Raw genomic sequence first — 23234 nt, 5'->3', positions numbered from 1 at the left:
TCAGAGGACCCCGCCGCCACACCCCTCACCATCCTCCTTGCCATCGCAGCCGCACTGACCCTCGGCGGCATACTCGCCTTCCGCCGCCGCGACGTTGGGTAGAGGGCTTTCCACTTCCCTGGGTTGGGGGGCCGAAAGTCCCCTCGGGTGCGGACTCATGGCCCTGGCTGCGGATGGGGTGCGCTGGCGAGGCTGAGAGTGACCGGACAGGCGTTGAGTGACAGCTGGGAGAGAACATGAACGCGGCGGAGATCACCGGTGTCGTCGTCGGCTACGACGGCTCTGAGAACGGTGTACGGGCCTTGGACTGGGCCATCGAGGAGGCCCGGTGGCGTGGGCTGCCGCTGACCGTCCTGCATGTCTGGGACGTCTACGTCGGCGCCCCGGTGGCCGTGCCTGTGGCGGACGTGCGGGGGATTGCCGAGCAGACCCTGGAAAGCGGCGTCGAATACGCGTGCAAAGCAGCGCCCGATCTGCGAGTGAGGTCTTCGCTGGAACGCGGACCGGCGGCGGCTCGCCTGATCGAAATGAGCGGGATCGCCGATCTGATCGTGCTGGGACAGCGGGGCCTGGGCGGGTTCGCCGGTCTGCTGCTGGGCTCGGTCGGCGCACAGGTGGCCGCGCACGCCGCCTGCCCGGTCGTGATCGTACGTGTTGAGCGGGAACCTTCGCCGGAGGAGCGGCCGGGGCGGGTCGTGGTCGGAGTGGACGGCTCACCCGCCTCCCGTGAGGCGCTGGCCCTGGCTTTCGCCGAAGCCGACGCCCACGAGTTCTCCGTCACCGCGGTGGCCGCCCTAGAAGCGGTGCCTGTGAAGGATCTGCCCCTCCTGGTGGACGAGGAAGGCCTGCGCGAGGCGGCCGAGATCCGCTTGGGCCGGCTCCTGATGCCCTTGCGCGAGCTCTATCCCAAGGTGAAGGTGCAGTCGGACGTCGTGACGGGCAAGCCGCGGGACGTGTTGATGGACGCCGCCCGCGACGCAAACCTGATAGTTGTCGGCTCACGCGGTCTGGGCGGCTTCCGCGGCCTGCTGCTGGGATCGGTCAGCCATGCGCTGGTGCATCACGCGCCCTGCCCTGTGGCGGTCGCCCACGCGCCTGCCGAAGACACCGGCGACCACGAGCGCATCACCTGATCCATCGGAGCCCGCTGAACTGAGCGGAAGTGACAAACCCGCATGACCATGCGGACCGTCCGGCCCCGTCGTGCCTTTGCGGTCACAGGTGGGGCGGGGGCCGCCCGCTTGCAACGGCATCGGCCTCCCCCCCAAGACGTCGGCCGTCGCAGAACTCTGGCCAACATGCCCGACCGTGCCGGCGACCTGGGCGGCTCCTTCCGGACACGGCCACGCGAAGGCGGCGGCACACTTCTGCAATGGCGCGGCTCCCAATTGTGAGGCAGCTTGTTGCAAGTGTCACCGCGCGTGTTGGTGCGCCGACATTTGGCCGACGTAGATGAAAGAGCAAAGCAGGCTGCGCCACCGCTGGATCGGTCGGCTCACCAACACCACACGGGCACGTAGAGCGGTAGCGGCTCGTGGCAGAATCCACCTTCGCTTTACCACGAACCTGAGAACTCCCGGCTAGAAGGACAACCCTGTAGCACCGAAGGCGCCAGTGAAGACGTACTCACAGCCCTGCAAGAGCCGACGGCGAGAGGACATCTTCGGTTCTGGGTAATTTGCTGGACAGGTGCTGTGTCGAGGTAGTTGCACCCGGTCCCGTATCGAGGGATGCCGGCCGGAGGATCGTCGGAACGTGCTGGCGCAAAGCCACAGCACGGACGATGACGAGCACCTGGCGAGCGCGACCCGGTGGTGAGCAGGGTTCACCCGTGGTGGTGGCCGGGGTCCCGGTCGTGATCGGATGGATCGTACGGTCGGCGGACCAAGGTCCTATCGACCGGGACCTTTCGCCCTGGGAAGGGCGGGGGAGTTTCACCCATATTGGTGTTGATCGCGATCAAGAGCGAGCGGATGTATCCGCGCCTCCCTTGACACGGCCCCCATTTCCCCTTGCCGGAGGACACACGAATGTGTGAGGACGAACGAACTGTGATGACACGTACTGAGGAAGACCTGCTCGGCACCATGGAGGTGCCGGCCGACGCCTACTACGGCATCCACACTCAGCGGGCGATCGACAACTTCCGCATCAGCTCGTCCACCATCGGTGACATTCCCGCACTTGTCCGGGCGATGGTCCAGGTGAAGAAGGCGTCGGCATTGTCCAACCGCGAGCTTCACACCATATCCCCGCCGATCGCCGATGCGATCGTCGCCGCCTGCGACGACATCCTCCTCCATGGCCGGTGCCTGAACCAGTTCCCGATCGACGTCTTTCAAGGCGGCGCCGGGACGTCGGTCAACATGAACACCAACGAGGTCGTGGCCAATCTCGCTCTTGAGCATCTCGGCCTGCCCAAGGGGCGTTACGACGTCGTCAACCCCAACGACCACGTCAACAAGAGCCAGTCGACGAACGACGCCTACCCCACCGGCTTTCGGCTCGCGGTCTACACGGTCATCCAGGAGTTGCGGGAGGAGCTCGGTCACCTGGCCGACGCCATCGCCGCCAAGGGCGAGGAGTTCTCCGACGTCCTAAAGATGGGGCGGACGCAGCTGCAGGACGCGGTACCGATGACGCTCGGGCAGGAGTTCACTGCCTTCGCCGTACTCATTCGCGAGGAGATCCGGCACCTGGGCAGGCTCGCCATGCTCCTGCTGGAGGTCAACCTGGGCGCGACGGCGATCGGCACGGGTCTCAACACTCCCGAGGGCTACGCGCCGTTGGCTGTGGCCAACCTCGCCGAGGTCACCGGCTTGCGGGTGGTGCTGGCGGAGAACCTCATCGAGGCGACGAGCGACACCGGCGCCTACGTCTCCATGCACGCCGGTCTCAAACGTGTCGCCGTCAAGCTCGGCAAGATCTGCAACGACCTGCGGCTGCTGTCGTCGGGGCCGCGCGCCGGCCTCAACGAGATCAATCTGCCGGAGCTGCAGGCCGGTTCGTCGATCATGCCGGCGAAGGTCAATCCGGTCATCCCCGAGGTCGTCAACCAGGTGTGCTTCAACGTCATCGGCAACGACGTGACCGTGACCATGGCCGCCGAGGCGGGTCAGCTCCAGCTCAACGTGATGGAGCCGGTCATCGGCCAGGTGATGTTCGAGTCGGTCAGTTTGCTGCGCAACGCGGCCGTGGCGCTGCGCGAGCGCTGCATCGGCGGCATCACCGCCAACCGCGAGGTCTGCCGCGAGGCCGTGATGAACTCGATCGGCATCGTCACCTATCTCAACGAGGTCATCGGCCACCACAACGGCGACCTCGTCGGCAAGGAGGCCCACCGGTCGGGCCGGTCCGTACGCGACGTCGTGCTCGAGATGGGCCTCATGGACCCCGAGAAGCTCGATGCGCTCTTGTCTCCGGCGAACCTCATGAGACCGACGTACCACGGCGACATCTTTCCCGCCCCCGACCCCCACAGCCTTCCGCGCGCCACGAACGAGGCGGGAACACACTGATGATCGTTATCGAGTTCGTGGTCGTCCTCGCGGCGATCTTCCTGGGAGTGCGGCTCGGCGGGGTCGCCATCGGCTTCGCCGGCGGCCTCGGCGTGCTGGCCCTGGCCGCGCTCGGGGTGTCGCCCGGCGACATGCCCCTCGACGTGATCTCCATCATCATGAGCGTGATCGTCGCGATCGTCGCGATGCAGATCGCGGGAGGCATGGACTACCTGGTCGACCTTGCCGAGAAGGTCCTGCGGAGCAACCCCAAGTACCTCACGTTCCTCGCCCCGGTCGTCACCTACCTGATGACGCTCATGGCGGGCACCGGGCACACCGCCTTCTCGACGATGCCGGTCATCACCGAGGTCGCCAAGGAGAACAACCTGCGCCCCGCCCGCCCGCTGTCGATCGCCGTCATCGCCTCGCAGGTGGCGATCACCGCGTCCCCCATCTCGGCGGCCGTGGTGTACTTCGCCGACCTGCTGGAGGACGAGGGGACCGGCGTCTCCTACATCGATCTGCTGGCCGTCGCGATCCCCTCGACATTCCTCGCGACGATGCTCACCGCCGCGATCATGATCGGTGTCGACCGGCTCCGGGGCACCACCGCACTGGACACCGACCCCGTGTACCGGCAGCGGCTCGCCGACGGCCAGGTCGCGCACCGCGGCGGCCGGCAGGCCGAGCGGCGCCCCCGGGCCAGGCTCTCGGTCCTCGTCTTCGTCGTCGGCCTCGCCCTCGTCATGGGCTACGCGACGGCGATCAGCGAGAACGTCGGCCTCATCGACGACCCGGTGATGAAGCGCGACCAGGCGATCATCGCGATCATGCTCGGCATCGCCAGCGTCATCGTCCTCATCTGCAGGGTGGCGCCCCCGGACATCCTCGGGGCCTCGACGTTCAAGTCCGGGATGAGCGCGTCGATCTGCGTCCTGGGAGTCGCATGGCTCGGAACGACGTTCGTCTCCGCCCATGAGGACGACATCAAGAAGACCGCCGGTGATCTGCTCTCCGACTACTCCTGGACCCTCGCGATCATCCTCTTCTTCGCCTCAGCCCTGCTCTACAGCCAGGCCGCCACGACCAAGGCGCTGATGCCGACCGCCGTCGCCCTCAGCGTCGCCCCCGCGGCGCTCGTGGCGGCCTTCCCGGCCGTGTCCGCACTGTTCGTGCTCCCGACCTACCCGACCCTGCTGGCAGCGGTCGAACTCGACGACACCGGGACCACCCGGATCGGCAAAGCGATCTTCAACCACCCATTCCTGGTGCCCGGAGCACTCAACATCGCGCTCGCGGTCGCGCTCGGATTCGGATTCGCCGCCCTGCGCGGCATCTGAACGTGCCGGTGCCAAGAACCGCGTCAGTGTGGCCTGTCGTGCGCCTGTTCTTCGGCTTGGAAGATCTCGCACGGGTACGGATCGTGGCGACGCTGGGTCCGCTGGCCGAGACCATGCTCGCGCTGGAACTGCTGGGCCGTCCCGTACGCCGGGCACTGTTCGACCCATGGCGCCGGCAGTCGCGCCGACGGCTCACCCCGGACGGCGTCGAACTGGCGCGGGCGCTGGCTCCGGCCGGCCGGGTGTCGTTTGACCTGTTCAGCCTTCTGGGCCGGAAGGAGTCGCTGGAGGAGGGCCTTGACCGGCTCGCGGCGACACCCCACCGGCTGCTCCGCGCGGAGCTGGAGGCGGTCGGGACGCAGCACCTGTGTCGCTGGCCGTTGCGTGACCTGCTGGATCATGACGATCGGCAGAGGCGCCGGGCGATGGAGCACACGCTGGCGGCCTGCCACGACGCCACCGTCCGGCCATACTGGCCGCGCATCCGAGCCCGGGTGGAGTCCGAGGCGGTCGCCATGGCCCGCTCGTACGCGGGTGAGGGGCTCGAGGGCCTGCTGGTCGGCCGCTGGCCGGGCGTGACCTGGTGCCCGCTGGTCCTGGAGGTCAGCAATCCGCAGTGCCGGATGTCCTGCGACGTGCACTTGCAGGGGCGCGGCCTGACGATCGTGCCCGCGTTCTTCTGCACCGATCCGTTTCTGGCAGCCGCGGCCGACGGGTCGGCCGTGTTCCTGCCGGTACCCACCCCACCTACCATGCCCACCGCCGCGGCCCTGTGGAGACCGTCCGGAACCGGGCCCGTCCACGAGCTGGCCGCTCTCCTGGGCGGCACCCGGGCGGCCGTGCTGGCCGCCGCGGCGCCCGGCCGCACCACCGGGGAGATCGCCCGCCACCTGGACATCTCCCCGGCCAGTGCCAGCCAGCACACCGCGGTCCTACGCGAGGCCGGTCTCCTCACCAGCCGACGCGAGGCCAACACCGTCCTGCATACCCTCACCCCGACCGGCCGAGCACTCCTCGATCGCGGGCTTGGGCAGGGCGCCCCCGGTTGACGACATACCAGGCCGCCCACACCAAGTACGGCCGGGTTTCACACGGCCAGCCGCCTGGTGTCGGCTGTCCAGGCTTGGGCGTTGATGGAGGGAGGAGAGGCCTGGATGTCTCCGGCCAGCGGTAGCTCATTCTCCTGGACGCGCCACTGACCGGACCAGGTGCGGACGGCCAGGACCGCGCGTATCTTGCCGTCAGCTTGGACGTCGCATACGCCGATGATCCAAGACTCTGCTGAGATCATCAGTTCCGCCGTGTATCCATATCCCAGGCGTAGCAGTGGAGCTGTGTGGAACGAGGCTGCCGTACGCGATCCTATGAGGGATAACGCGTCCATTGCGCCTGGGCCTGGCTCGCTAGCCGTCCTTGCTGGTCTGAGCGGATGACGCTTTGATCTGCGCGGCGAACGCAGCGGCCTGGGTGCGGCGGCTCATACCGAGCTTGGCGAACAGGCTCGACACGTAGTTCTTGACGGTCTTCTCGGCCAGGAACATGCGTTCGCCGATCTGGCGATTGGTCAGCCCTTCACCGATGAGATCGAAGATCTGCCGTTCCTGGTCCGACAGGCCCGACAGCGGGTCCGCCTTGGGCTCCTGCCGTCTGCGCAGCTGTTCCAGCATCCGGGCGGTGCTGCGCGGGTCCAGCAGGGACTGGCCGGAAGCGACCGTGCGGACCGCGCCGACCAGGTCGGAGCCGTGGATCTGCTTGAGCACATAGCCCGCCGCACCCGCCATGACCGCGTCGAAGAGGGCCTCCTCGTCATCGAACGAGGTCAGCATCAAACAGGCGACCTCGGGCATCGTCGACCGGATCTCCCGGCACAGGGTGACGCCGTCGCCGTCGGGCAGCCGCACGTCCAGCACGGCCACATCGGGTCGAGCCGCCGGGATACGGGCGAGGGCGTGATCGACCGAGCCGGCCTCGCCGACGATCTCGATGCCGTCCTCGGCCGACAACAGCGCGGCCACGCCGCGCCGGACGACCTCATGGTCGTCCACCAGAAACACCCGGACGTTGCTGGACTTCGGAGAACTCTGGCTGGTCATGATGAGCGCTGTCCTGACTATGAAGGCTTCGACTAGTGCCGACCGTAATCGCGGCAAGGGCATGCGATCACGGGACCAAGGTCCCTTCGTTCCCTGCGAAAGCCCCTGCTCGGCCTGCATGCTCAGCCGGCCGGAGCACGACGGTTTCCAGCACGGAGCGGACTCCTTGGCCGGTGCAGGGAATGATCGAGGTCGCGCGGGCGAAGGGCGGAGAGGGCTTGGTCGACGGCCTCGTCTATGGGGCCGCTGGTGTCGATGACGGTGGAGCCAGGCCAGGGGACGGCGTCGGCGGCCATGGCGGCGGCGATCTTGGCGTCGGCATCAGACGAGCCGTGCGGGCGAGTGCGGAGACGTTGGGCGGCCAGAGGGGCGGGGGCGTCGCAGCGCAGAGCGTGAAAATCGGCGCGGGTCGCGGAGGCCAGGGCGATCGCCTGGTGGCGGTAGCTCGTTGCGGTCCAGGAGGCGTCCAGGACGATGGTCTCGCCGCGTTGGAGGAGCAGGCGGGCCCGGTCGAGGAGTGTTGCGTAGGTGTGGTTGGTCGAGGTGCGGTCGTAGATGCCTGTGCCGTATGGGGCGGCTGCGGGCTCTTCGGCAGAGAGACCGGCCAGTTCCTTGCGGGTTCTGTCGGAGCTGAGAACGGTGCAGCCGAGCTGGTCGGCGAGCGCGCCGGCCAGGGAGGTCTTGCCGGTGCCGGGCAGGCCTCCGACGAGGATCAGGCTGACCTGTCCGGCTCGCAGGTGGCGGAGGGCGATCCGGCTCAGCTCCCTGGCTTCGGCGGCGGCGTGCGGGTCGCCTTGCTGGTGCCGGAAGCAGGCGACCTTGGCGCGGACGAACGCGCGGTAGGCGACGTAGTGATGGCGCAGTGAGGCCGGGGCCGGGTCGGCGGCGTATTCGGTGTACCAGTGCATGAAGCGGTCGGCCAGGTGCGGCGCGCCGAGGCGTTCGAGGTCCATGGCCAGGAACGCGGCGTCGTCGAGGCCGTCCAGGTAGCGCAGCCGGTCGTCGAACTCCAGGCAGTCCAGGATGCGCGGGCCGTCGTCCAGGACGAAGATGTCTCCGGCGAGCAGGTCTCCGTGGCCGTCGACGATCCGGCCGGTGGTGATGCGGGAGTCGAAGAGGGGTTCGCGGCCCGCCAGGAAACGCAGGGTGAGCCGTTCGATCTCGCTGGCGTCGGCGGCGGGGATCACGTCGTCGTGGAACGGGCGTACCTGGTCGAAGCTGGCCTTCCAGCGCTCGCGCAGCGCGTCGCGTGTGCCTTGGGCCGAAATGGTCTGGCCGCGGGGTGCGATGGCGTGCCAGGCGGCCAGCCGCTTGGCGATCGTGCGCAGGGCGTCGCCGACCGGGGCGTGGGCGCGGACGAGGGTGGCGAGCCGCCGGGCGGCGGGCATCCGCCGCATCACCACCAGGTGGTCGCAGACCTCGCCGGACGGGCCGTGGACGTCGGCGACGCCGAGGTAGACGTCCGGGGAGAAACGCCGGTTGAGCTCGACCTCGCGGTGGCAGGCACGTTCGCGGGCTTCCCGGGTGGAGAAGTCGAGAAAGCCCAGGTTGACCGGCTTCTTCAGTTTGTAGGCGCGGTCGCCGGTGAAGAAGACGATTCCGATGTGGGTCTCGCTGACGGCTGCGGCGGGCCCTCCGGCCGAAGGGGCGGTCGTCATGGTCATCACGCCCGGGGGTAGGGGCCGGGCCGGGTATCGTCGCTGTCGTACCCGAGCTGTGCCACCACGTCGACGACGCCTTCGGTGCCGGCGGTCAGCCGGGTCAGTGTGGGGATCATGGTCTTGAGCTCGACTCGGCCGGTCAGCGCGACCGCTCCTTCGTTGACCTGGATCTGGATCGTGGACGGGTCCTGCCACAGGTGCTCCACCAGGACCTCGCGGATGATCTCGTCCCGGATGTCGTCGTCGGAACGCAGGAAGACGCGGAGCAGGTCGGCGCGAGACACGATGCCGATCAACCGGGCCTGCTCGTCGATGACCGGGAGGCGCTTGAAGCCCTTCTCGGCCAACATCCGCGAGGCTGCGGCCGCGGTGGTGTCCGGGGTCACGACCACCGCGGGTGCGCTCATGACGCTGCGGGCGTCGGTGGCGGCGGCCTTTGCGCGCGCCCGCCGGTGACGCGGGCTCTCGAATAGCGGCCTGGCCTCGGTGGTCCGGTCGCTGAACTCCTCCTTGTGGAGCAGATCGGCCTCGGTGACGATTCCCTTGACCTCGTTGTGCTCGCACACCACCGGCACGGCACTGATCCGGTGCTCGGCGAGCGTTTGGACGATCTCGCTGAACGGGGTGTCCTCGCAGACGCTGATCTCGTCCTTGGTCATGACGTCCCTGACCTTGCGGCGTTCCATCTCAGCCTCCTTGCTCGGGATGCACACCTGCACCGATGACCGGCTGTTCTGCTCGCTCGGCGGCGAGCACCCTCGGCAGGGTGACCGGGGGAGACGGCTCGCATGCCGATCTCCTCTCGGTTACAGCGTTCCGCCGTACGTGGTCGTGCTTGCAGAGCCGAGCGGTCCTTTCCCCCGGGACCTTCGCCCCTACATGGAGGGCGCTGGCAGCGGTGTTCTGGATGGAGTGCATCGCCGCCGAAGCCGAGGAGGGGCATGGGCTCCGAGACGAGTCCGAGCGTGCTGGACGACTTGGACGGGTTGTACGCCGCGCTGCGGGAGTCCGGGTACAGCGTGACCGGTCCCACGGTCCGGGACGGTGCGATCGTCCTCGCCGAGTTGTCCTCGGCGGGCGAACTCCCCTACGACTGGGGCGTTCGCCTCAGCCCCGGCGGCTACCGGCTGCGGCGCCGCGAGGACGAGGCCGCTTTCGGGCACTCCGCGGGTCCGCAGTCGTGAAAGCCGTTCGTGCATCCGCCCCGAACGAAGCTGTGGGAGGCGGACCGGACCGGCGACGGCTTTGAGGTCAGACCCGCACGGGAGGAGCCGCCCCGCTATGCCTTCTTGGGTGTACGGCCATGCGATCTCCGTGCGATCCAGATCCAGGATCGTGTGCTGACCGGCGGCAGGTACGCCGACCCGACTTACCAGGGACGGCGCCGTGGTGCATTTGTCATCGCGGTCAACTGCACCGAACCGGGCGAAACGTGCTTCTGCGTCTCCATGGGGACCGGCCCGCAGGCAGGTTCCGGCTACGATCTGGCGCTCACCGAGCTCGTCCGTCGGCCCTGCTCTGACGAGCGCCGAGTTCGGCTTCGGACCCGGCCTGACCCCGCACGTCACCGCTGCCGTGGAGATGGTCGCCTCCCGGCTGGCCGAGCGGTGCGAAAGGCCAAAGGTCCTGCGAACGGCTGACCCAAGCCCCTGCCTCGCAGCGGCTCCCGGGCGGAGCCTGGAAATGTCGGGTACCGCTCTTCATCAGGAGGAACGTCATGACCAGCATCCTTGTCACCTACGCCTCCAAGCACGGCTCAACCGCCGAGATCGCTGAGTGGATCGCCACCGAGCTGCGCGAGTTCGCCGGATTCACCGTCGATGTCGAGGCCGCCGCGGCCGTCACGGACGTACGGCCCTACGACGCCGTCATCATCGGTGGCGCCCTGTACGCCGGGCGCTGGCCGGGCGACGCGCGCCGGTTCGTCCGGCGCAACGCGCACGCGCTCGATCACCTGCCGGTGTGGGCCTTCAGCAGCGGACCGCTCGACCGCACCGCCGAGGACGCCCCGATCCCGCCGACCCGGGCCGTCACGAAGATCATGAACCGGATCGTGGTCCGCGACCATGTCACCTTCGGCGGCCGGTTGGATCCCGATGTGCAGGGATTCATCGCCTCGCGGCTCGCCAAGGAGCATGGTGACGACTACCGCAACCAGGAGCAGATCAAGGACTGGGCACGCACCATCGCCAAGGACCTGACGGCGACCGCCCGCTGACCCGCCTGCGCCCCGCGTCCCGCCCGCGATGACGGCTTACGACAGCACGGGCGCCGGACGTGGTGCGGAGCCGACCACGGTGAGCATCCTGCCGGTGTAGTGCCGCAGGCACCGGACCCGGCGCGGGCTTGACCGCATGCTGATCCAGCCACAGTGCGGCGCGACGTCGTCCACGCAGACGGGCCTTTTCCTCACCAGTTGAGAGGGGCGGCGGGATAGCGGTCCTCGATTCCGACGTCCAGCCGGTCTTCGACGTGGACGACGCCCTCCACTGCCTCGACGGCCCGGATCAGTTCCTTGATCGTTGACTGGCGGGGGACCTGCCCGTACAGCGTGACCACGCCGAGCCGGACGGTCGCCCGCAGCCGGTGCGGGTCCGCGCCGGGGACGTGCGACACCACCTCGCGTGCGATCTCGTGGTGGATGTCGGCGTCGTCGCGGTCGAAGACGCCGAGCAGGTCGGAGCGGGTGACGATGCCGACCAGCCGGCCGGTGGACTCGTCCGTGACCGGCAGCTGGTTGACCTGATGGCGGCGCAGTAGTTCGGCCGCGTCGGAGACCGTCGCCTGCGGGCCGATGGTGTGCGCCGGCGAGGTCATGAGTTCCGCGGCGGTCCCGGCGATGGCCTTGCGGTGCTCGCGGCGCTGGCGCGAGGACAGCCGCACGTACCCCTCGCCGGTCTCCGGAGCCTCCTTGAGCACCAGGTCGGCGGCCGATACCACGCCGCTGACCTCGCCTTGGACGGAGATGACCGGGACGGAGTTGATCCGGTTGCGGCGCATGGCGCCACGATGACCTTGAACGGGGCGTCTGCGGCGACCGCGATGACCGGTTGGGACATCACGTCCTGGACGAGTGTCTTCTTCACGGGGGCCTCCCGAAGCCAGCAGGACACTCTCAGGATGTCGCGCGCGGAGTGGCGGCGCACGGGTCGAAGGTCCCGCGAGGTGATGACCTGTGGCCGATGACCGGCGACCGTTCCCGAGCGACGCTGGTGGCATGACGCAGCTCGCAACGCCCATGCCCGTTTTCGCCCTGCTCACCGACGGCGCCCAGGTCGAGATCAGGCCGCTGGTTCCCGGCGACAGGGAGGCGATCGCGCAACTGCATCGCGGGCTGTCGACCGAGAGCCTGTATCTGCGGTTCTTCGCCGTGAACCGAGGGATGGCCGACCAGGTCGCCGCGCGGCTGTGCCGTGAGCCCGGCCCCGGTCATGCGGGCCTGGGCGCCTGGCTGCGCGATGAACTCGTCGGAGTGGCCGAATATGAGGCCATTGGAACCGAAGACGTGGCCGAGGTCGCGCTGGCGGTCGCCGACCACATGCATCACCGGGGTGTCGGCACCCTGCTGCTGGAGCATCTGGCCTCGCTGGCGCGTGCCCGTGGCATCCGGGCTTTCAAAGGTGACGCGCTGGCCGAGAACGTCGCCATGTTGCGGGTGTTCGCGGACGCGGGGATGCCCGCGTTCCGGCACTTCGATGGTGGCGTCGTCGAGGTGATGATGCCGCTGTCAATGGGGGACCGCTACCTGGACACGATCGCCGAGCGCGAGCGCAATGCCGACCTCGCGAGCCTGAAGCCGTTGTTGCGGCCCGCGTCCGTCGTGGTCGTGGGCGCCGGACGCCGCGAAAGCTCGCCCGGCGGCGCGGTTCTCCAGAGCCTGCGCTCCGCCGGCTTCGAGGGCACCCTCTACGCGGTGAATCCGCATGCCGCGGGCCGGCAAATGCGGGGCGTGCCCTGTTTCGGCTCGGTCGCCGACCTGCCGGAGCCTGTTGATCTTGCGGTCGTCGCCGTACCCGCCGCGGCCGTACCCGACGTCGCCACCGGATGCGGTGAGCGTGGTGTGGCATCGCTGGTAGTGCTGAGCTCGGGACTGAACGCCGACCAGGGGCGCGCTCTGCTCGCCACGTGTCACCGATACGGAATGCGGCTGGTCGGGCCGAACTGCCTGGGCCTCGCCAACTCCGACATCGCTCTCGACGCGACGTTCGCCAAGGGGCACCCACGGCCTGGAAGTGCGGGCATGGTCGTCCAGTCCGGTGGAGTCGGGATCGCCCTGCTCGATCATCTCTCCCGGCTGGGGATCGGGGTCTCCTCCTTCGCGTCGGTCGGTGACAAGTACGACGTCAGCGCCAACGACATGCTGATGTGGTGGGAGTCGGACGCCGCCACTCGGCTGGGCATCGTGCACGTCGAGTCGTTCGGCAACCCGCGCAAGTTCGCGCGCACGGCCCGGCGCGTGGGCCGTCAACTGCCGTTGCTGACCGTCATGGCCGGACGGTCCGACCCGGGCCGCCGCGCGGCCGCCTCGCACACCGCTGCGGCGCTGACCTCGGAGGTGGTGCGGCGGGCGCTGTTCACCCAGGCCGGCATCGTCACCACCGACGGCCTCGGCGACCTCGTCGACGCCGCCGCCCTGCTCGGTACCCAGCCCCTCCCAGCGGGACCACGGGTCGCGATCGTGTCCAACGCGGGAGGCGCCGGGGTACTGGCAGCGGACGCGTGCGTCGACGCCGGACTGAGCGTTCTGTCCCTGGGCCGGCGTGCGCAGGAGCGCCTGCGGGCGCTGCTGCCCGAGTGTGCGGCGGTCGGCAACCCGGTCGACACCACCGCTGCCGTCAGCCTGGAAGCGTTCCGGGAGGCGGCGGAGCTGGCGGGCGAAGATGAGGGCGTGGACGCGGTTCTGATCGTGGTGGCGCCGACCGCGCTCGGTGAGCTGGACGCCGGAGCGGAGGTCTCCGGGAAGCCGGTCACGGCTGTTGTCCTGGGTCAGGCCGAGTCGGTGGAGATCACTGAGCAGGGCCTGCCGTCGTACGCCTTCCCCGAGAACGCCGCCAAGGCCATGGCACGCGCGTGGTCGTACGCGCGATGGCGGGCACGCCCGGCGGGCGTCGCTCCTGAGCTCAAGGGCCTGCTGGCCGCCGAGGTACGTTCGATCATCGAATCGCACCTTGTGGCGGAGCCCGGCGGAGGCTGGCTGCCGCCGCGCGAGACGCTGCGGTTGCTGGAGGCCTATGACTTGCCGATGGTCCCCTGGCGCTGGGTGACTTCGGCGGACGCCGCGGTCAAGGCGGCGGCGGAGCTGGGCGGCCGTGTCGCGCTCAAGGCACATGTGCCCGGTGTCGTGCACAAGACGGCTGGCGGTGCGCTCCAACTCGACCTGCGCGGCGCCGATGATGTGCGCAATGCCTACAGATGGCTGGCGGACCGCTTCGGCACCTCCATGCAAGGAGTCCTCGTCCAGGCCATGGCCCAGGACGGCGTGGAAGTCCTGTGCGGCAGCGTGCAGGACGATGTCTTCGGGCCGGTCGTCGTCTTCGGTACCGGCGGCGTCGACACCGATGCGTTCGGCGACCGCGCCGCCCTGCTCGCGCCGATCACCGACGCGGACGCCGCCGAGCTGATCGACCAGGTGCGCGTGGCGCCGCTGCTGCACGGCCATCCCGCCCGTCCGGCAGGAGCGCTCGACGAGCTGCGCGACCTCCTCGTCCGGCTGTCGCTCCTAGCCGACCACCATCCCGAGATCGCCGAACTCGACCTCAACCCCATCATCGTCCGCCCCGACGGCGTCCTGGCCGTCGACGCCAGGATCCGCCTCGCTCCCGGCCGTGCCTGGGACCCCTACCTGCGCCGCCTCCGCTGACCGGACACCAACGCCGACGGCGGGAAGCCGTCGAAGACAAAGGAGACGTCATGACCGAACCGATCATCGTCGGTACCGACGGGTCGGCGCCCGCCGACCGCGCGGTCCGCTGGGCCGCCGACGAAGCCGCACGCCGCGACCGCCCTTTGCACATCGTGCACACCGAGGAGCGCTGGCCCTACGACATTCCGCTCTATCCGGTGCCCGGGGAGAGGATCTCCCTCACGGAGATGGGACGGGGCGTACTGGTCGCCGCCGAGAAGCTCGCCCGTGAGCAACGGCCCGACCTGCACGTGACCACCGAGCTGGTGGCCCAGCCGACCGTCACGGCACTGTGCGAGCGTTCCACCGAGGCGTTCGAGATCGTGCTCGGCCACCGCGGGCTCGGCGGATTCACCGCCATGCTGCTGGGCTCGGTCGGCCTCCGCACGGCCGAGCACTCCTCCGCGCCCGTAGTGATCGTCCGCGGCGAGCCCGCGTCCGACCACCGCGAGGTGGCGGTGGGCGTCGACCTGACCGAAGGCTCGTCCGCACTCGCCTACGCCTTTGAGACCGCGGCCGTCCGGGGCGCACGCCTGCGAGTCGTGCACGCCTGGCAGGTGCCCGACCGCCTCCTGGAGCACGGCGGGCGCCTCGAACTGAAGCAGCTGGAAGAACAACTCCGATGGAAGGTCATCGAGGCCCACGCCCCGTACCGCAAGCTCTTCCCCGAGGTCGAGGTCGTCGAAGAACTCCCGCAGGACCACCCCGTGGCGGCGCTCGAACAAATATCGCGCGAGGTCGATCTGGTCGTCGTGGGCGCACATGACCGGAAGGCGCTGCCCTCGCTCAGGCTCGGATCGACCAGCCACGGAATCGTGCACCACGCACACTGCCCCGTCGCCATCACCCGCCAGACCACCACCTCATGACCGAGATCATCACCAGTGCGGAGGGGATCGAGAGACCACGCTCACCAGGACGTTCGTCCCTTGGAACGCCCATCCAGAACATCGAGGCTGGAGGTGTAGGGACGCGCACGAGGAGGGACGCCATGAACCAGATCAGGGTGATCCATCGTGAGCTCGACGGTCTGTACAAGGCCGTCGCGAAGTGCACCGTCCGAAACTCGATCACCGTGCCGCCTCGCCTGGATGTGGGCAGCGGGGCGCACGCCGGGGTCGCGTGACGGAGGGAGGAGCGATGGTCCGGTATCCCAACGTGCTGGTCGGCTATGACGCGACAGTGGAGAGCGATCGGGCTCTGCGCTGGGCGGTCGAGGAGGCGCGGTTGCGGCGCCTCGGCCTGCTGGTCTGCCATTGCTGGCGCTGGCCCTACCCGATCAGTCACGTCGACTACGACATCGAGGCGATCGTCAGGCGTATGGGAGAGCACCTTCTGGACAAGGGCATGAGCCGCGCCAAGGAGCTCGCCCCCTCGGTCGAGGCCCGCGGGCGATTGATGGACGGTCCGGCGTACGCGGCACTCCTGCACGAGTCACCGGAAGCCGAGGTCATCGTGGTCGGATCGCACGAGCAGGGTGAACTGCCAGTCGGCTCGACCGCGCTGCGGTTGCCGGCGCGAGCCCGCCGTCCGGTCGTCGTCGTCCGGCAGGCCGCGTCGTTGCACGAGCGGGTCGTTGTCGGCGTGGACGGATCGCCCGGTGGCGATGCCGCGCTGGCGTTCGCGTTCGAGGTGGCGGCATTGCGCGGGTGGAGCCTGAGGGCCGTCCACGGCTGCTGGGAGCCCGGCGCGGTCGCCGAGTCCGAGCTGCCGCTGTTCGCCGACGCCGAGGAACTGGCTCGGTCGTCCAGCGCACGGCTGGAGCGCGCGGTCGCCCTCTGGTGCGACAAGTTCCCGCAGGTCGAGGCCCGCACTTCGCTCGTCGTGAAGGGGCCGCGAACGGCGCTGCTCCAGGCGTCCGAAGAAGCCGATCTCGTGGTGGTCGGCGACCGGGGGACCGGAAACGTCGATCCGCTGCTGCTGGGGGCGACCAGTTCGGCCCTCCTGCAGCATGCGCCCTGCAGTGTCGCCATCGTCCACACTGAACGGTACTGACCGCACCAGCGCAGGGCCCCACACGGCCGACGAATACAGGGCCTTCCGCGGGCGTTCGCCACGCGCGCTAACCGGACAGGCTAGATCCCGCCCTGCGGCCCGGTCTGCGGTCGAGGCGGCCGCGCCGGACTGTGACGGCCATGGAGGCGGTGACCGTTAGAGCGGTCGAGCTTGGCCCAGGGGTCCAGACCCGCGAAAGCCTTGCTTCGCCTGGCTCACCCACTGGTTCAGCCGTAACCGACGGAAGCCTCATGGGAATGGTCCCGTGGACGGACGACCGCTACCGGGCAGTGGGCGTGATGGATGGCGCCATGGCTGACCGATCCGAGGTGGGGGCCCTTGTGGGTGCGGTGACCGACGACCACGAGGTCCGCGTGTGCGGAGGCGCCGACCAGGGCGTCGGTGGGGTGGCCGCGGACGACCTCTTCGATCACTTTCACGTCCGGGTGCCGGGATCGCCAGGGCGCGAGCGCCGACGAGAGATGGTCACGGAACATGGCGTCGGCCGCGTCCAGATCGATGTCGGTCTCGAGGCTGAGCGGAGCCGGATGCCATGCGTGGACGGCATGGAGGCGGACGTGGAGCCTGGCGGCCGCCGCGAAGGCGTAGTCCAGTATCGGTTCGGCAGGTTCCTTGAGGTCAAGCCCGACGACGACCTCTCCCGCGGGGGCGTCTTCGTCCCCGCGGACGATGACCACAGGTCCGGCCTGGTGACCGGCGAGGCGCAGGCCGGCGGAGCCCAGCAAGAGCCCGGTGAACCCGCCGAGCCCGCGATGACCCACCACGGTTTCGTAGGCGTCGTCCGCGTGGGCGTGCAGTCCGGCATAGGTCGTGGTGTCGTGGGCGAGCTCTTCTTCCACGGTCAGACCGGGCTGCTCCTGGAGGGCCAGGTCGTGTGCTTCCCGGAGTATCCGGAGTCCTCGCTCGGTGAGCGTCTCGCGGATACCCGGGATCGCGCTGGCCGGTCCGTCGTAGATGCGGCGTTCGACGACGTGCACGATGAGGAGAGGCCGGTGGGTGCGCGCGGCGTCGTCGGCCGCCCAGCGGACGGCGCGCTCGGCTCCTGCGGAGCCGTCGGTGCCGACGACGACGGGTTCTGGATGTTCGGACATGATTCCTCGCTCGGTCGGCTCAACGGTGGGCGGAGGAGGCGATGAGCAACGCGTGCGCGTCAGGGGCGGCACCGGCCACCGTGCCGTCGCCCGGCTCGTCGAGGGTGGCCGCTTCGAGCTTGGCCGCCAGGATCTGGAGGGCTTCGGTCAGCGCGGCGACCCTGACCTCCAGAACGCGAATCCGTTGTTCGAGCGCGGGCGTGGAGGGAGCTCCGTACCCCGTGGTGATCTGCCTGGTCATCATGGCCTCCGGGATCTTCTGTTCTGTGCTCAGCGTCCGTCCGAGTGGGCGTGCGTTCTAGGGGCTTAGGTCACTCGTTCGGTCACCGGACGGGGTGACCACCACGACTCGGGTCACGCCGGGGACGGTGCGTGCGACGACTTCGCACAGCCCTTCAGCGCGTTCGTCGGCCGGGCCATGTAGCTCGACGACGCCGTCCTCGACACGAACCTCCCAGTGCTCGGTATCCGGGAGTGTGGTGGCGATGGCCGCTCGCACGTCGTCACGGATGCGTGTGTCGCTGCGGGCGAGGACGGCCAGCAGGTCGTGCCGGGTGATGATCCCGACGAGTTCGGTGCCGTCGAGCACGGGGACGCTCTTGATGCCGGTGGTCATCATCATCTCGGCCAGCTCCGCGACGTCCGAGGCGGGCCGGGTGGTCCGTACCTCGGTGGTCATGACCTCGTTCACGCGCCGGGGTGGTGGCTGGGCCGGCGTGGCGACGGGCCGCACGAACGCGCGGGGGTCGGCTTCGAACTCGCCGCGCAGCAGGTCCATCTCGCTGACGATGCCGACCAGCCGACCGGTGTCGTCCGTGACCGGCGCGGCGGTGATGCGATGCTCGTGGAGCACCCGGATCGCCTGCCGGATCGTGGCGGTCCGCGGAACGCCGACCACGGGTGTGGTCATGGCCTCTCGTACGAGCATGATCCATCCTTCGCTGTCTTGTCAGTGGACGTGAACGACGATCGTGGTGCAGGGCGAGTGACGCACCAGGTGCTGGCTGACCGAGCCGAGCACCATTCCCCGGACACCGCCCGCCCCCCCGTGAGCCGACCACGAGCATGCGAGCGTTCTCGGCCGCCCTCATCAGGGCTTTCCGTGGTTCTTCGGCCGCCAGCTCGACACGGTGCTTGACCGAAGGAAACTCCTCGGTGAGCCGGTCGAGCTCCCGCCCGAGGACACGATGTGGTGTGTCGGTGGCGGATTCGCCGCTACGCGGTCCGACACCGCTTGCGGGGAAGCCGGGGTCGGCATGCACGACCGTGAGACCGGTGTTCCGGAGTTGGGCCTCGGTGATTGCGACCCGCAGCGCCGCGATCGCCGGTGCCGATCCGTCGAAGCCCACCGCGATGGGGCTGCTGGGAGGGCGCGGGGGCGGAGGCCGGACGATGACGACGGGGCAGGCGGCGTGGGCGGCGACCCCCGCGCTCACCGACCCCAGCAACAGGCCCTCGACGGCGCTGTGCCCCTGTGAGCCGACGACCAGCAGATCCGCGCTCCTGGAGGCGAGCCTGAGCTCTGTCACGGGGAATCCGTGCACGAGCAGCGGACGCAACGGGATGCCGTGCTCCCATCGCCGTGCCATCTCCAACCCGGTGTCGAGGACATGACTCTCGCGCCGCCTGAAGAGGTCGGCGCTGAGTTTGTCGATGCCGATGTCCGGCGGCGTGCCCCACACATCGCAGACCGTCACCGTGCAGTGGCGCAGCCGGGCATCGATGAGGGCCCAGCGGAGGGCACGGCGGCTTTCTTGTGAACCGTCGTATCCGACGACGAGGCCGGGTTCGCGCCACGGCCGCGCCGCATGCCTAGTCGTGCGCATCGTGACCTCCTGTGCGTGAAGCCGCCCCCTCCCCGGAGGCGAGTCGCCGGGTGACGTCCCGCGACCAGGCATCGACGGCGTGCCAGTCCCGGTAATCGCCGTACCGGCAACCCATCACTTTGAAGATCAGGTGCTCGAAGGTCGAAAAGTGCTCGCGACGGACCACACCCGAGAACAGCCGGTGCTCACAGGGACCTATCGCGTCCCGCAGAGGCGCGGCCACCACGGGCTCTTCCTGCAAGGCCAAGCGTCGCCAAGGACCTCGCAGAGCGGCCGGCATGCCGACGCTGAACAGCCACACAGGCTGGTGCCGGAGCACCTCCCGGTGGGCGTCCACGAAATCCCGGGCCTCGATCAGCCAGGCCCGGTTGTGGATAGCGCTGCCCAGCACGAACGCCTCGTACGAGCCGGGCGTCCCGACCTGGTCCATCGAGCCGAGCTCGGCCTCGTGCCCCTGCTCGACGAGTTCCGAGGCGATCCGCGCCGCGATGCTGCGCGTAGAGCCGTGCGCGCTCGCATACCCAACCAGAATCTTCATGGCACTACATCCGTGCGAGCCAGGTCGTGATGACGGCCGCAACCGCGAGCACGAGCACGACCAACACGATCGCCACGATGATGATTGCGGTTTGCCCGTCCATGGGATTCTTCCTTTCGTATGGAAGGTTGACCAGGCTGTCCGACCCGCCCATCTATGGTCGCCGGCTGCCGAGTTTTGCGCTGTGCTGGCTGGTCCCAGAGACCCTCGTGGCCCTGGTCGCAGCGACGCCCGTTCGGGCGTTCGGGCCGCTCTCAGATCGTGGGGTAGTGCTGAGCGTAGGTGTCGTCGACGGCCCACTCCAGTCGCCCCTCGGCGGAGACCACGCCCTCCACTCTGCGGATGGCGTGCAGCAGCTGCGGAATCTGCGAACGCCGTTCGACATCGCCCTGGACGCTGACCTGCCCCCGCTCAACGTTCACGGAGTAGAGCTTGGGCTCCAAGCCGAACTGGCCCGCGATGACGTCGTTGACCACGTCCTCGCGAATCTGCTCGTCTGGCCGGCTATAGACCCTCAGGACGTCGCTGCGGCTGACGATGCCCGCCAGGCACCCGGTCTCCGGGTCGGTGACGGGGAGCCTGCTGACGTGCTCGCGCCGCATGAGCCGGGCCGCCTCCTCGACGGTGGCCGTGGGCGAAATGGTGATCGCGGGTGTGGTCATGAGGTCGCGCGCGGCCGTGCCCGCCGACTTGCGGATCTCCCGCCGACGGCGGGGTCCTGCCAAGGGGTGCGGGTCTTCGGCCGCGCCGGGGTCGGCCTCCTTGAGCAGCAGGTCGGTCGCCGAGACGACGCCGCACACGGATTTGTCCAGGCGTACGACCGGTACGGCGTCCACTCCGTGGGAACGCAGCGCACGCACGATCTCCTTGAAGGGCGCTTCCTCCGATACGGCCACGACGTCGGTGGTCATGACAGCCTCGACCTGGGTTCTCATGTGGTCTCCTCGAACCTCGGCTCTACTTCGAGCTCCAGATGTCGACTCCACTCTGCTCCGTCGTGCTGGGCGGCGCCTCAGGTCGAAAGTCCTGCGCACGACCGCATTGGACCCCTGGGAAATGGGGTCAGCGTGTGTCAAGGGCATGGCGGACGCCTGCGGCGATCTCCAGGTCTTCGCGCGCGGTGATGACGACCGTCCGCACCTGTGCGCCGGCCGCGCTGATCTCGGCGTCGGATCGCGCCGTCGCGTTCCTGTCGTGGTTCAGGGTGACGCCGAGGAAGGCCAGATCTTCGGCGAGCCGTTGCCGGAGCGCCGGATCGTTCTCGCCCACCCCGCCGGTGAAGACGAGCGCGTCCAGGCCGCCGAGGGAGGCGGTCATCGCGGCGGCGCTCGCCCGGAGACGATGGTGGTAGACGTCCAGCGCGGCGTTGGCGACCGTGTCACCCTGGTCGGCGCGTATCCGGATCTGGCGCATGTCACCCGTCCCGGCGAGGGCTCGCAGTCCTGAGCGGTGTTCGAGGGCGTCCATGATCTCCCCGTGGGGCAGCCCGGTCCGGACGAGCCACAGGGGGATCCCAGGGTCGATGCCGCCCGAGCGGGTGGCCATGACGAGACCGTCCAGCGGGGTGAATCCCATCGTGGTGTCGACCGAGCAGCCGTTCGCGACGGCGGCGAGCGAGGCGCCAGAGCCCAGATGGCAGACCACGATCCTCAGCATGGCGGGATCGGTGCCGAGGAGTTCGCCTGCTCGGCGCGTCGCGTAGGAGTGTGACAGGCCGTGGAAGCCGTACCGGCGCAGACCGAACCGTTCGCGCCACTCGGCCGGAAGCGCATAGGTCGCGGCGGCCTCCGGCAAGTTCGCGTGGAAGGCGGTGTCGAAGCAGGCGACCATCGGGAGGTGCGCAAGAGCCCGACGAAGTTCACCCAGAACGTAGAGGGACAGGGGCAGATGCAGCGGCGCCAACTCCACGAGTGAGTACAGGCGTTTGATCACCTCGTCGTCGACCGCGACGGGCTCGCGGAAGGCCCGGCCGCCGTGCACGATCCGGATCCCCACCGCGTCCGGAGCGGGCATGCGGGCGATCGCGGCGGCCAGCCGCTCTCCTTCCCGCGTACCGGCACCGGTGGCGAGGTTCGCGCCTGTCACCAGGGCACCGTCGTCGAGCAGGCTCAGCTTCAAGCTGCTGGAACCCGGATTGACCGTCAGCACTCGCATGACAGCACTCTCCTCACAGTGCCAGGGCCGGCGCCTCAGACCTCGTCGTGCAGGACCTGCTCGACGGGACGGCGGACGGTGGTGAATTCGCCTGCGGCCGCTCCCAGCCGAAGGACGAGTTGGGGATGCTCTCCCGCGCAGAACCGTGTCCGGATGAACTCGCGAAGCTCGGGGATTTCCAGGGCCTGGGTATGGAACGCCGCTGATATGTCGGCTTCGACCGACGCTCGGAGCAGGACGCGTTGCAGCGCCTGCCCGGCGCGCAGCCAGTCCTGGGCTTCGTCGCCCTTGGTGGTGAGGATGCACGCCACTCCGGTCACCGGCCCGTCCGGCCAACCGCCGGACTCCTCCCCGGCGGCCGCTCCCCAGCCGTGCCCGCGAGCGAAATCTCGCCCGGGGAAGTGCGGTTCGGTGTGCGGTGTCTCTTTCGGGTAGGCGCTTTCGTGTACACCTTCCCGGCGGGGGTTGCCCGGTGCCGGTGCCCACCTGGCCAGTTCGCCCGCGTACGAGGGGGTGAGCCGGTGAACGTGCTCGGCGGCAGCCGTCAACGCCGCGACGGCGGCCTCGGTGTGCACGTCCACGACGACGCGCAGCGTGGCGCCCTCGCGTTGTGCCTCCTGCCGCAAGACCGACAACAACGATTCGCCGACCGGATCGGGCTTGAACGCCCCGCGATGGGTACGCCGCCGTCGGATCTCTCCGTGCAGCCGTCCGTTGTCCTCCGACTCGGGCGTCCGTTCACCCAGGCTCACGTCGGCCAGGAGGTGCGGCCGGTCCGGGTCGGGCAGCAGCGCGATTCTCGGCTCGTAGCCCAGATGGCGCGCAGCCACGCGCAAGGTGAAGATCGCGGCGCCGCAGCTGATCAGCATCCCGCGGCCCTCGGGGTCGGTCACGCTCAGCCGCCGGTCGGCGTCCGCGCGCACGATGATCCGATGTCCCCGCCGGCTGAACAGCCACGGCTGGGTGTTGTGCACCGACGGAGCCCATGTCGCGGCCTCGACCACGGCCCGCACGTCATCGGTCAGCGGGTCCGAGCCGCCGCCCTGACTTCTTCCTGGGGTCGAGCCCATGCTGGATTCCCTTGTTCGTCGATGGACCTCCAGTCCATCAAGG

General features: G+C 69.1%; 21 protein-coding genes and 2 pseudogenes. 10 read left to right on the top strand and 13 right to left on the bottom strand.

What is annotated here, in order from left to right; genetic code table 11:
- Positions 1-236: 236 nt before the first annotated feature.
- The 4 genes from ACGFNU_RS44615 to ACGFNU_RS44600 all read left to right on the top strand — a co-directional run bounded on the left by ACGFNU_RS44615 (position 237) and on the right by ACGFNU_RS44600 (position 5889).
- Positions 237-1133, top strand: a complete 897-nt coding sequence (locus tag ACGFNU_RS44615; RefSeq protein ID WP_392602743.1) for a universal stress protein — start codon at positions 237-239, stop codon at positions 1131-1133.
- Between the two features lie 921 nt (positions 1134-2054).
- The gene (gene aspA, locus ACGFNU_RS44610) at positions 2055-3518 is read left to right on the top strand and encodes an aspartate ammonia-lyase (protein ID WP_392602742.1); all 1464 of its coding nucleotides are present in this window, start codon (positions 2055-2057) and stop codon (positions 3516-3518) included.
- Complete coding sequence (locus ACGFNU_RS44605; RefSeq protein ID WP_392602741.1) at positions 3518-4840, top strand: anaerobic C4-dicarboxylate transporter; 1323 nt, start codon at positions 3518-3520, stop codon at positions 4838-4840. The genes aspA and ACGFNU_RS44605 overlap by 1 nt, the downstream gene beginning before the upstream one ends.
- 38 nt (positions 4841-4878) lie before the next feature.
- A complete protein-coding gene (locus ACGFNU_RS44600; RefSeq protein WP_392602740.1) occupies positions 4879-5889 on the top strand; it encodes an ArsR/SmtB family transcription factor in 1011 nt (336 codons plus the stop codon).
- A 354-nt stretch (positions 5890-6243) separates the two neighbouring features.
- Here ACGFNU_RS44600 and ACGFNU_RS44595 read toward each other — a convergent pair whose 3' ends face one another.
- From ACGFNU_RS44595 to ACGFNU_RS44585, 3 genes are all read right to left on the bottom strand, one after another.
- Entirely contained in the window at positions 6244-6933 is a 690-nt protein-coding gene (locus ACGFNU_RS44595; RefSeq protein WP_392602739.1) for a response regulator, read from the bottom strand.
- Positions 6934-7055: 122 nt separating this feature from the next.
- Positions 7056-8597 carry an AAA family ATPase gene (locus ACGFNU_RS44590; protein ID WP_392602738.1) on the bottom strand — a complete coding sequence of 514 codons (1542 nt, stop codon included), beginning with the start codon at positions 8595-8597 and terminating at the stop codon, positions 7056-7058.
- The gene (locus ACGFNU_RS44585) at positions 8597-9280 is read right to left on the bottom strand and encodes a CBS domain-containing protein (protein WP_392602737.1); all 684 of its coding nucleotides are present in this window, start codon (positions 9278-9280) and stop codon (positions 8597-8599) included. Before ACGFNU_RS44585 ends, ACGFNU_RS44590 begins: the two co-directional genes overlap by 1 nt.
- A gap of 255 nt (positions 9281-9535) precedes the next feature.
- On the opposite strand from ACGFNU_RS44585, the gene ACGFNU_RS44580 reads away from it, so the two are divergent.
- Positions 9536-9778 carry a hypothetical protein gene (locus ACGFNU_RS44580; RefSeq protein ID WP_392602736.1) on the top strand — a complete coding sequence of 81 codons (243 nt, stop codon included), beginning with the start codon at positions 9536-9538 and terminating at the stop codon, positions 9776-9778.
- A gap of 533 nt (positions 9779-10311) precedes the next feature.
- Positions 10312-10812, top strand: a complete 501-nt coding sequence (locus ACGFNU_RS44575; protein ID WP_392602735.1) for a flavodoxin domain-containing protein — start codon at positions 10312-10314, stop codon at positions 10810-10812.
- A gap of 191 nt (positions 10813-11003) precedes the next feature.
- Here the strand turns inward: ACGFNU_RS44575 and ACGFNU_RS44570 are convergent, their stop codons facing one another.
- Positions 11004-11594: a CBS domain-containing protein gene (locus tag ACGFNU_RS44570; RefSeq protein ID WP_392602734.1), complete on the bottom strand. Its 591-nt coding sequence runs from the start codon at positions 11592-11594 to the stop codon at positions 11004-11006.
- Between the two features lie 217 nt (positions 11595-11811).
- On the opposite strand from ACGFNU_RS44570, the gene ACGFNU_RS44565 reads away from it, so the two are divergent.
- The 4 genes from ACGFNU_RS44565 to ACGFNU_RS44550 all read left to right on the top strand — a co-directional run bounded on the left by ACGFNU_RS44565 (position 11812) and on the right by ACGFNU_RS44550 (position 16491).
- Positions 11812-14454, top strand: coding sequence for a GNAT family N-acetyltransferase (locus tag ACGFNU_RS44565; RefSeq protein WP_392602733.1), 2643 nt, complete (start codon positions 11812-11814; stop codon positions 14452-14454).
- Between the two features lie 50 nt (positions 14455-14504).
- Positions 14505-15365: a universal stress protein gene (locus ACGFNU_RS44560; RefSeq protein WP_392602732.1), complete on the top strand. Its 861-nt coding sequence runs from the start codon at positions 14505-14507 to the stop codon at positions 15363-15365.
- Positions 15366-15487: 122 nt separating this feature from the next.
- Entirely contained in the window at positions 15488-15622 is a 135-nt protein-coding gene (locus tag ACGFNU_RS44555) for a hypothetical protein (protein ID WP_392602731.1), read from the top strand.
- A gap of 14 nt (positions 15623-15636) precedes the next feature.
- Positions 15637-16491, top strand: coding sequence for a universal stress protein (locus ACGFNU_RS44550; protein ID WP_392602730.1), 855 nt, complete (start codon positions 15637-15639; stop codon positions 16489-16491).
- 227 nt (positions 16492-16718) lie between these two features.
- Here the strand turns inward: ACGFNU_RS44550 and ACGFNU_RS44545 are convergent, their stop codons facing one another.
- From ACGFNU_RS44545 to ACGFNU_RS44505, 9 genes and pseudogenes are all read right to left on the bottom strand, one after another.
- Entirely contained in the window at positions 16719-17603 is an 885-nt protein-coding gene (locus tag ACGFNU_RS44545; protein WP_392602729.1) for a universal stress protein, read from the bottom strand.
- 19 nt (positions 17604-17622) lie between these two features.
- Positions 17623-17844: a hypothetical protein gene (locus tag ACGFNU_RS44540; RefSeq protein WP_392602727.1), complete on the bottom strand. Its 222-nt coding sequence runs from the start codon at positions 17842-17844 to the stop codon at positions 17623-17625.
- Between the two features lie 57 nt (positions 17845-17901).
- The gene (locus tag ACGFNU_RS44535; RefSeq protein WP_392602726.1) at positions 17902-18531 is read right to left on the bottom strand and encodes an HPP family protein; all 630 of its coding nucleotides are present in this window, start codon (positions 18529-18531) and stop codon (positions 17902-17904) included.
- Positions 18532-18552: 21 nt separating this feature from the next.
- Positions 18553-18639, bottom strand: a pseudogene (locus ACGFNU_RS44530) (universal stress protein); the annotation flags it as partial.
- A gap of 28 nt (positions 18640-18667) precedes the next feature.
- Positions 18668-19429: pseudogene (locus ACGFNU_RS44525) on the bottom strand (universal stress protein); the annotation flags it as partial.
- Positions 19416-19967 carry a flavodoxin domain-containing protein gene (locus ACGFNU_RS44520; RefSeq protein WP_392602725.1) on the bottom strand — a complete coding sequence of 184 codons (552 nt, stop codon included), beginning with the start codon at positions 19965-19967 and terminating at the stop codon, positions 19416-19418. The pseudogene ACGFNU_RS44525 and the gene ACGFNU_RS44520, both read right to left, overlap by 14 nt.
- 254 nt (positions 19968-20221) lie before the next feature.
- Complete coding sequence (locus ACGFNU_RS44515; RefSeq protein WP_392602723.1) at positions 20222-20902, bottom strand: CBS domain-containing protein; 681 nt, start codon at positions 20900-20902, stop codon at positions 20222-20224.
- Between the two features lie 127 nt (positions 20903-21029).
- A complete protein-coding gene (locus tag ACGFNU_RS44510; RefSeq protein WP_392602722.1) occupies positions 21030-22121 on the bottom strand; it encodes an acetate/propionate family kinase in 1092 nt (363 codons plus the stop codon).
- A 35-nt stretch (positions 22122-22156) separates the two neighbouring features.
- Complete coding sequence (locus ACGFNU_RS44505) at positions 22157-23191, bottom strand: Acg family FMN-binding oxidoreductase (protein WP_392602720.1); 1035 nt, start codon at positions 23189-23191, stop codon at positions 22157-22159.
- Between the last annotated feature and the right edge of the window lie 43 nt (positions 23192-23234).

This window comes from Spirillospora sp. NPDC048911, from assembly GCF_043198015.1.
In the GTDB taxonomy this organism is placed as follows: domain Bacteria; phylum Actinomycetota; class Actinomycetes; order Streptosporangiales; family Streptosporangiaceae; genus Spirillospora.
Note: the sequence above shows the minus strand (reverse complement) of the source record. Positions and strands in the feature narration are given on the sequence as shown.

Bases quoted from the DNA above. Each gene is read 5' to 3' on its own strand.
- ACGFNU_RS44570 (WP_392602734.1), bottom strand. From the start codon at position 11,594: ATGCGCCGCAACCGGATCAACTCCGTCCCGGTCATCTCCGTCCAAGGC.
- ACGFNU_RS44580 (WP_392602736.1), top strand. From the start codon at position 9,536: ATGGGCTCCGAGACGAGTCCGAGCGTGCTGGACGACTTGGACGGGTTG.
- ACGFNU_RS44535 (WP_392602726.1), bottom strand. From the start codon at position 18,531: ATGCTCGTACGAGAGGCCATGACCACACCCGTGGTCGGCGTTCCGCGG.
- ACGFNU_RS44550 (WP_392602730.1), top strand. From the start codon at position 15,637: ATGGTCCGGTATCCCAACGTGCTGGTCGGCTATGACGCGACAGTGGAG.
- ACGFNU_RS44510 (WP_392602722.1), bottom strand. From the start codon at position 22,121: ATGCGAGTGCTGACGGTCAATCCGGGTTCCAGCAGCTTGAAGCTGAGC.
- ACGFNU_RS44520 (WP_392602725.1), bottom strand. From the start codon at position 19,967: ATGAAGATTCTGGTTGGGTATGCGAGCGCGCACGGCTCTACGCGCAGC.
- ACGFNU_RS44545 (WP_392602729.1), bottom strand. From the start codon at position 17,603: ATGTCCGAACATCCAGAACCCGTCGTCGTCGGCACCGACGGCTCCGCA.
- ACGFNU_RS44505 (WP_392602720.1), bottom strand. From the start codon at position 23,191: ATGGGCTCGACCCCAGGAAGAAGTCAGGGCGGCGGCTCGGACCCGCTG.
- aspA (WP_392602742.1), top strand. From the start codon at position 2,055: ATGACACGTACTGAGGAAGACCTGCTCGGCACCATGGAGGTGCCGGCC.
- ACGFNU_RS44540 (WP_392602727.1), bottom strand. From the start codon at position 17,844: ATGACCAGGCAGATCACCACGGGGTACGGAGCTCCCTCCACGCCCGCG.
- ACGFNU_RS44565 (WP_392602733.1), top strand. From the start codon at position 11,812: ATGACGCAGCTCGCAACGCCCATGCCCGTTTTCGCCCTGCTCACCGAC.
- ACGFNU_RS44585 (WP_392602737.1), bottom strand. From the start codon at position 9,280: ATGGAACGCCGCAAGGTCAGGGACGTCATGACCAAGGACGAGATCAGC.
- ACGFNU_RS44555 (WP_392602731.1), top strand. From the start codon at position 15,488: ATGAACCAGATCAGGGTGATCCATCGTGAGCTCGACGGTCTGTACAAG.
- ACGFNU_RS44615 (WP_392602743.1), top strand. From the start codon at position 237: ATGAACGCGGCGGAGATCACCGGTGTCGTCGTCGGCTACGACGGCTCT.
- ACGFNU_RS44605 (WP_392602741.1), top strand. From the start codon at position 3,518: ATGATCGTTATCGAGTTCGTGGTCGTCCTCGCGGCGATCTTCCTGGGA.
- ACGFNU_RS44590 (WP_392602738.1), bottom strand. From the start codon at position 8,597: ATGACCATGACGACCGCCCCTTCGGCCGGAGGGCCCGCCGCAGCCGTC.
- ACGFNU_RS44560 (WP_392602732.1), top strand. From the start codon at position 14,505: ATGACCGAACCGATCATCGTCGGTACCGACGGGTCGGCGCCCGCCGAC.
- ACGFNU_RS44595 (WP_392602739.1), bottom strand. From the start codon at position 6,933: ATGACCAGCCAGAGTTCTCCGAAGTCCAGCAACGTCCGGGTGTTTCTG.
- ACGFNU_RS44575 (WP_392602735.1), top strand. From the start codon at position 10,312: ATGACCAGCATCCTTGTCACCTACGCCTCCAAGCACGGCTCAACCGCC.
- ACGFNU_RS44515 (WP_392602723.1), bottom strand. From the start codon at position 20,902: ATGAGAACCCAGGTCGAGGCTGTCATGACCACCGACGTCGTGGCCGTA.